The organism is Desulfobacula sp. (genome assembly GCF_014237455.1).
Lineage (GTDB): Bacteria > Desulfobacterota > Desulfobacteria > Desulfobacterales > Desulfobacteraceae > Desulfobacula.
Map to the genome: position 1 here is coordinate 1 of NZ_JABZFL010000103.1, position 2,123 is coordinate 2,123.

3 protein-coding genes are annotated in these 2,123 nt (G+C 34.4%); 2 read left to right on the forward strand and 1 reads right to left on the reverse strand.

Annotation, left to right across the window (positions count from 1 at the left end):
* Positions 1-251: DUF2784 domain-containing protein (locus HGJ91_RS15360; protein ID WP_291348729.1), on the forward strand; the 251-nt coding region annotated here is incomplete at its 5' end.
* A 213-nt stretch (positions 252-464) separates the two neighbouring features.
* The gene (locus HGJ91_RS15365) at positions 465-1,175 is read left to right on the forward strand and encodes a PAS domain S-box protein (protein WP_291348730.1); all 711 of its coding nucleotides are present in this window, start codon (positions 465-467) and stop codon (positions 1,173-1,175) included.
* 75 nt (positions 1,176-1,250) lie between these two features.
* Here HGJ91_RS15365 and HGJ91_RS15370 read toward each other — a convergent pair whose 3' ends face one another.
* On the reverse strand, positions 1,251-1,685 hold the full coding sequence (locus HGJ91_RS15370; RefSeq protein ID WP_291348731.1) for a MaoC family dehydratase: 435 nt from the start codon (positions 1,683-1,685) through the stop codon (positions 1,251-1,253).
* Positions 1,686-2,123: the final 438 nt, after the last annotated feature.

The window sequence follows — 2,123 nt, forward strand, 5'->3', positions numbered from 1 at the left end:
ACATTCCTGCGATTTTCTGGGGCGCATTGATTGAATTCTTCGGATGGATCTGCCCCCTGACACACCTGGAAAACAATTTCAGAAGCCTGGCCGGGCAAAGCGGCTATAATTATGGACTTATCCAACACTATTTATTAAAAGTTATTTACCCTGATGGGCTGACTCGACAGGTTCAAATTATGCTCGGATTCGGGACATTGATTTTAAATTTATTTGTCTATGCTATTTTTTTTAAAAAAAAGTGTAAGTAAAAAAAGATTGTTATCAAGCTGAGTTTGAGATTTGATAAAATTTAATTTTATACCTGTAATGATTTATCTTGCACTACAAATTGATATATGCTTTTATATTAAAACTGAATATCAGATTCAGTCCTACTATTTTTAAAAAATTGAATGTTAAAGAACGTAACAGTTTTTTTGCCCCAAAAATTACGTTCAATTCTACATTAAAAGAGATTTCATATGGCTGAAAAACCGACTTATGAAGAATTAGAGAAAAGGATTCAGAAAATAGAACAAGCTGAGTCTGATCGTAAGAGAATCAAGTCCAATCAGATTGAGAACACACTACGGGAAAGCGAAATAGAATATAAAGCATTTGTTGAAGAAACGGGCGATCTGGTAACAAGAGTAGATAAAAATGGCAATTTTTTGTATGTTAATCATATAAGTAAAGAGATTTTTGGCATCAACCCAGAAGATATTGTTGGAATGCCTGCATTTGATTTTATCCATCCAGATGATCAGGAAAATACTAACATTTGGTTTAATGACTGCATTGAAAAAAAAATACTAAAAGCATCCTTTGAAAATAAGCAGATAAATAAAACAAATGGTAATATATCCAATATGCTTTGGACCACCAATTTCCATTATGACAAAGCAGATCAACTAACAGGGATTAATAGTATTGCGCACAATATTACTGAACGCAAACAGATGGAAGAGGCTTTGGTGTTAGAAAAAAACAAACTTCAAGAAGCGCTCTCAAAGATAAAAAAATTAAGTGGAATGCTTCCCATTTGCTCATCCTGTAAAAAAATACGTGACGATAAAGGTTACTGGAATCAAATCGAATCTTATATCAGGGATCATTCAACCGTTGAATTTAGCCACAGTATTTGTCCCAGCTGTACAAAAAAAATATATCCTTTTCTGAATATTTCCGACTGATATAAAATTCTTGCAATATCGTTTTATGAAATCTCTCACAAATCCCATTTACCTGAGTCTGCCATCAATTCTGCCCTACTTCTTCAAACCCCTTAAAAGACTCGCCACTGTTTTCCCCACAATTACATTTTCACCATCTTGATTTTCAATCCAGCTTTTTATTTCGATTCGCTCATCTTCGAGATCTATGGCAATTATTTCAAACCAGGCGTAAAGTGTATCCCCAATAAAAACAGGGCGTAAAAATTCTAAAGTCTGTGATTTGTATATTGCCCCGACACCAGGAATATGCATGCCTACCAGCGTTGAAAACAGTGATGCCGACAACATACCATGGGCGATCCGTTGTCCGAAAAAAGTTTGTTCCGCAAAAATTTTATCAACGTGAATAGGATTTTCATCACCTGTAATCGCTATAAAATGGGATAAATCTTCTTCAGTTATTGTTTTCTTTAAAAATGCTTTTTGTCCGATTTTGAGATCATCGAACGCTGTCAATTGATACGTCATGCATTGCTCCTTTTAAACTGGATGGTTTTGGAACACCAAATTAACTATTATCATTAAACAATGTATTTCAGAACCCTGTTTTTTAATCATACCATTTTTCATGCCTGGTGGTATTTGTGCTTGACACACAAGCCAATTTGAGATTGATTGTTATGTGAGCAAGTAATTTCTTTTCTTAACTGTTTTGGCATATTAAAATTTTATAACTGTCACAAGACCTTTATGGAGGATTAGTGGAATGAACAGCATTGCCTTTGACGATTATTATGAGGACCTTCAAATAAGCCCCAATGCTGATTTGGAAACCATTGAGCGTATTTCTAAAGAAGCTCGAAAATTTACCTGAGATCCCAGCAAGAATCCCAGTTTGTCATACCTAAACAAAAAAAAGCAGGTACCATAAAGATATAAAACATAGGTTAGATAGCGTGAGACAGC

Excerpts from the sequence above, each read along its gene's own strand:
- HGJ91_RS15365 (WP_291348730.1), top strand. The coding sequence starts at position 465 with ATGGCTGAAAAACCGACTTATGAAGAATTAGAGAAAAGGATTCAGAAA.
- HGJ91_RS15370 (WP_291348731.1), bottom strand. The coding sequence starts at position 1,685 with ATGACGTATCAATTGACAGCGTTCGATGATCTCAAAATCGGACAAAAA.